At 61.9% G+C, this 4548-nt stretch carries 5 protein-coding genes and 1 pseudogene; 2 read left to right on the top strand and 4 right to left on the bottom strand.

Annotated features, from left to right (window positions below):
* Positions 1–392, top strand: a 392-nt coding sequence (locus NKI24_RS35545) for a CBS domain-containing protein (protein WP_352750817.1), incomplete at its 5' end; no start/stop codon positions are given.
* A gap of 331 nt (positions 393–723) precedes the next feature.
* Positions 724–932, top strand: a pseudogene (locus NKI24_RS35540) (biotin synthase BioB); the annotation flags it as partial.
* A 514-nt stretch (positions 933–1446) separates the two neighbouring features.
* On the opposite strand, the gene NKI24_RS35535 reads toward NKI24_RS35540, so the two are convergent.
* The 4 genes from NKI24_RS35535 to pdxR all read right to left on the bottom strand — a co-directional run.
* The gene (locus NKI24_RS35535) at positions 1447–1764 is read right to left on the bottom strand and encodes a phenylalanine--tRNA ligase beta subunit-related protein (RefSeq protein ID WP_352750814.1); all 318 of its coding nucleotides are present in this window, start codon (positions 1762–1764) and stop codon (positions 1447–1449) included.
* 136 nt (positions 1765–1900) lie between these two features.
* Positions 1901–2851: a PDR/VanB family oxidoreductase gene (locus NKI24_RS35530; RefSeq protein WP_352750811.1), complete on the bottom strand. Its 951-nt coding sequence runs from the start codon at positions 2849–2851 to the stop codon at positions 1901–1903.
* 6 nt (positions 2852–2857) lie between these two features.
* Positions 2858–3349 carry an MOSC domain-containing protein gene (locus NKI24_RS35525; protein ID WP_352579575.1) on the bottom strand — a complete coding sequence of 164 codons (492 nt, stop codon included), beginning with the start codon at positions 3347–3349 and terminating at the stop codon, positions 2858–2860.
* Between the two features lie 159 nt (positions 3350–3508).
* On the bottom strand, positions 3509–4548 hold a 1040-nt coding region (pdxR, locus tag NKI24_RS35520), incomplete at its 5' end, for a MocR-like pyridoxine biosynthesis transcription factor PdxR (RefSeq protein ID WP_352750808.1).

The raw sequence follows: 4548 nt of genomic DNA, 5'->3' as shown, positions 1-4548 counted from the left end.
CCCACCGGGTCCTGCTGTGCGAGGACATCATGTCGCGCGATGTGATTTCGGTCGATGAACATGCGCCTGCCGACCAGGCGCGTCATTTGCTGCTCGATCACAACATCCGGACGCTGCCGGTGACCGACGCCGAGGGCGGGCTGGTCGGTGTAGTTGGCTTGCGCGAGCTGACGAAGGCGACCGACACGGTGAGGGCTGTGATGTGGAAGGCTAGCACCGCCTCTCCCGATACGCCGGCGATGAGCCTGCTGCCGGTGCTCACCGACGGCCGCAGCCATGCCGTGGTCATCGTCGATACCGAGCGACGCATTATTGGGCTGATCACCCAGACCGACCTGCTGGCAGCGGCAGCGCGCGTGCACATGGCCGACACAACGCCGGCAGCGGCATAAAATAGTGATCCGGACTTGCTCAATCCGGGAACCTGATGGGGCGCCAATAGGATAGCGGTATTAAGTGCGGCCTTCCGCCTAAGACAATTCCTTTTTACGAGTAGACCAACCCTGAAACGCGACCGCGCGCTCACGCATCTGGTTCACGCAGGCCAAGTACGACTGCAACAACGGAACGCTCTTCAACCTTGCCGGTGGCCAGAGCCAGTCCGCTATGTCGACCAAAGGCGCGGACTACAAGTGGGTCAAGTGTCCTTTCCGATCGTCGTCACAGCAAACACCCTTACGGCAGAACCGGAGGAACAGCATGGACATGCAAACAGCCAGTTCAATGCAGACATCGCCACAGGCTCAATCCCCTGACCCTGGAGCGTGGACCCTGGAGAAGGCTCAGGCACTTCACGATGCCCCCTTCAAAATCTCCTCTTCCTTGCGCAAACCGTGCACCGCCAGAATTTCGATCCCAACAAGGTCCAGCTCAGCCGGCTTCTCAGCATCAAGACAGGCGGCTGCCCGGAGGATTGCGGCTATTGCAGCCAGCGTATCAGAGGGCATCGCGATAAAAGTACGCCAAACAACGCTAAGGGAGAACAAACGGTGATCTGATTTCGTTCGACGCTCGTTTTCGAGAGCCGTTCTGGGTCGTTCGCAATCAACTGTGTAGGCCAGCGGAGCGAGCAAGGAGCGCCAGATCTGGACAGGGCTGAGTGGGGTGTTTTTCCCGAAAGGTGGGGGCCATGCCCTAAGGGACACGAGATGTAGTGGACTCGCGCGCGGTTTCGATTCGCGCACCCGGGCACAACGCTTGGATAAGTCCCATCAGATGCTCTCCGGTGCCCGTCATCTGTATAGCTGACATTGGGCCGAGGGCTTCCAGCACGAGCCACATGGCGCGGGTATCGACCGTGACCCATGGTGCGCCGCCCCTGCCGCCAGTTCCAGCGGCGGCACGTGACACCGGAATCATCGCACCAGATGACTTCGCCCGGTTCGGGATGCTCGGTTACCATTTCACCTTGCTCGATCGTGTCGAATGGCTCCGCTCCCTTCGCAATTAAAAGTCTCGGGACCCCTGGTAGAGATCGAGATCTTCCCCGCCAATCGGAACGCCATACAACACGCTGACGGCATTGTAGGCATCAACCAGTGGGGAAATCCGCGGGAGAGAGCCATCTTTCCGCACCCGCTTGAGAAGCGCGGCGGCCGAGCACGGCGTTCGATTGGCCTTTGTGCCGAAAGCCTCGTAGGCAACGGCCCACGCCGCAAGATGCGCGTCCCTTTGGGCGTCATCGCGAAGCGCGGCCTGTTCCGCCGCCGCAATCGTGTCGTTCAACGCCTGTGCATCCGGCACGTCGATTTCAGCGTTCCGCACCACAATCCTGATCAGATGAAAATCCGGGTAGCGGGCCTTGATCTCGGGGGCAATCAGCGCAGCGCTCGATCTCGTTCAAATATCATTCACTTCCCCGAAAATCAGCGGTCGGACCGATGCCTCCCAGAGTAGATCGTCAAAGATCGAGCTTCAGCACGCCCGTCGCGCGTGACACGCAGGGGATGAAGCGATGGCCGCGTGCGTCTTTGGACAGGACGGAATCCCGATGGATCGGCTGTCCACTAAGCATAACGCATTCGCAGGTCCCGCAAACCCCGTTCTCGCATGAGGCCAGTAAGGGCACCCCGGCGGCGCGCAGAGCCGCGAGCGCCGTGGTCTGCGCCGAAACCTCAACCATCCTGCCCTCACGGAGTTCTATGACGAATGGTTCCGGTGGTGCGCCATCAAAGTCGGGAGGCTGGAAAGTTTCGAAATGAACCGTGCCCTCAGGCCAGTGTTCAGCCGCCCGCCCCACGGCGGCCATGAATCCGGGCGGTCCGCAATAGTAAACCTGTGCCTCGGCCGAACGGTTCGCCAGCAGCGCGGCGATGTCCTGCCGGGTCGCCGTCTCGTCGTCGAAATGGAGCCGAACATTGCCGCCAGGAAGATCGCCCTCGATCACCGGCAAGAGTGGCGTGAGCGCCCGGCTGCGGGTGAAATAGTGCAACTCGAAGGGCTTGGCCTGCCGGGTGAGCGCGCGCGCCATGGCCAGAACCGGGGTGATCCCGATCCCCCCTGCCAGCAGCAAAGTCGGCCCCTCGCCTGGCTTGAGCGCAAAATGGTTGCGTGGCGCGGAGACAGGCAGTGTGGAGCCGACGGCAATGGTTTCGTGGATCCACGCCGAGCCGCCACGGCCGTCATTCTCGCGCTTCACCGCGATGGTGTAGCGGCTGAGCTCGGTCGGGTCGCCGCAAAGAGAATACTGACGCACCTTCCCTTCAGGCAGATGGACATCGACGTGAGAACCCGCCTCGAACGGCGGCAGCACAGGTTTGCGCGGGTGTTTGAGGCCGATGACCAGTACTTCCCCCGGCTCCTTGCGGACAGCGGTCACGGTCAGCTTCATGACGATGCGGGGCGAGGCCATGGCGTTTCACTCGTCGATGGGCAAGATCAGATCACCGGGGCGGATCACGCCCCCGACCTCGATTGCGCAGTTCAGGCCGGAGCGGTTCAGAAGCCCGTCGTAGAGACCCGGAAGCCCCAGCAACTCCTCGATATACTTGCACGGGACATTCATCCGGGCGGCTCTAAGGATCGTTTCCCCGACCCGGAAGCGTTTGCCGACAAGATGGCCTAGCGGAGCGCCTCGTGTCGTCAGATTGCGCCGGTGATCTTCGGGCGCAAGCTTGGCCTTGAAGCCCGGTATCCTGGGTTCGCCCTGCGCGATGGCTTCCAGAACTTCAGCTTCGATCAGCGTCACCTCGCGAACGTCGGGACGCGCCGAATAGGTCCCCGCCCCCAGGTAGTAGCGATCTCCGACAATGCCTTGGCCGGCAATAAGCTGCGCCTCCGCTAGCTCCTCCATTTCATAGGAGGCAGCAGGCGCGATATGGATATGAAGCAGCTTTCCTAGCCAGGTCATCATCGCTCTCGGAAATTCGTCTCGTGGAAACCTGCTGCAAAACTGGCCTGATCAACAGCGCCAGTTGCATGGCGTTTTCCCGGTCCAGTTGGCTGTTGCAAAGAAATACGGGGCCCCCTCGGACCGTTTTTCAGCGCCTGCTTTCGACCTCCCCCTGTCTCAGTTGTTCCGCGCCGGCATCGCGTCTTGCACCTGCTTGACAACCGCTCGCAGGATCTCAACGCCCTTCTCGATTTGCCGAATGCTCAAGGCGGCATATCCCATGACAAGACCGACGCGATCCGCGCGGCCTTCGTCCGATGGCTGTTCGTATAGCGGCGAGATTAGGTGTAGCCCCAAGCCCGCACGTCGGGCGGCTTCGACCAGTGCCGGTTCCTGCGATCGTGGCAGGTCTTTGAGCCAAACGGCGACGTGCAGCCCGGCATCTGCTCCCTGGACAGCGATGCGATCGCCGAAGCTGTGCCGCAAGGCGCCCAACAACGTCCCCCGACGCTCGCCGTTCAGCCTGCGCACGCGCCGCACATGGCTTTCGTAGCCGCCACTCTCGATCAAAGAGGCCAGCGCCTCCTGTTCAGCCACCGGCGAATGCCGGTCCGCGAATTGTTTGGCGGTTGCGAAGACCTCCTGCAATTCCGGCGGGACGACGAGGTAGCCGATACGCAGCATCGGCGAGAGCGTTTTGGAGATCGTGCCGAGGTAGATGACAGCCCCGTGGTCCTCGAGACTGTGCAGCGGAGGGACCGGATTGATGTCGTAGCGATATTCGCTGTCGTAGTCGTCCTCGATCACATAGGCGTTGTTGTGCCGCGCCCATTCCAGAAGCTGGTGGCGGCGCGTGATCGGCATGACGCCGCCCAGCGGAAACTGATGCGATGGCGTGACATAGGCCAGTCGTGCCCCGATCCCCGCCAGCAACTCCGTCTTCATCCCGTCCTCGTCGACGGTGACCGGGATGGGCAAGGCACCCGTACTGGCAAAGACCTGACGCGCCATCCTATAGCACGGGTCCTCGATGACGAAGCGGTCGGCGGGATCGAGAAGCAGGCGAGCGCACAGATCTAGGCCCTGCTGCGAACCGTTGACGATGATGATCTGCTCGAGGTCGTAGCTCAGGGTTCGGGCGCGCCAGAGATAGCCCTGGAGCGCCTGGCGCAGCCGGCGCGAGCCGCGAGGATCGTCATAGGCAAGACGCAACGGGC

Source organism: Mesorhizobium sp. M0701 (genome assembly GCF_040320365.1).
Taxonomy (GTDB): domain Bacteria; phylum Pseudomonadota; class Alphaproteobacteria; order Rhizobiales; family Rhizobiaceae; genus Mesorhizobium.
Note: the sequence above shows the minus strand (reverse complement) of the source record. Positions and strands in the feature narration are given on the sequence as shown.

Coding starts and splice junctions, on each gene's coding strand:
- NKI24_RS35530 (WP_352750811.1), bottom strand. CDS start 2,851: ATGGCCTCGCCCCGCATCGTCATGAAGCTGACCGTGACCGCTGTCCGC.
- NKI24_RS35525 (WP_352579575.1), bottom strand. CDS start 3,349: ATGACCTGGCTAGGAAAGCTGCTTCATATCCATATCGCGCCTGCTGCC.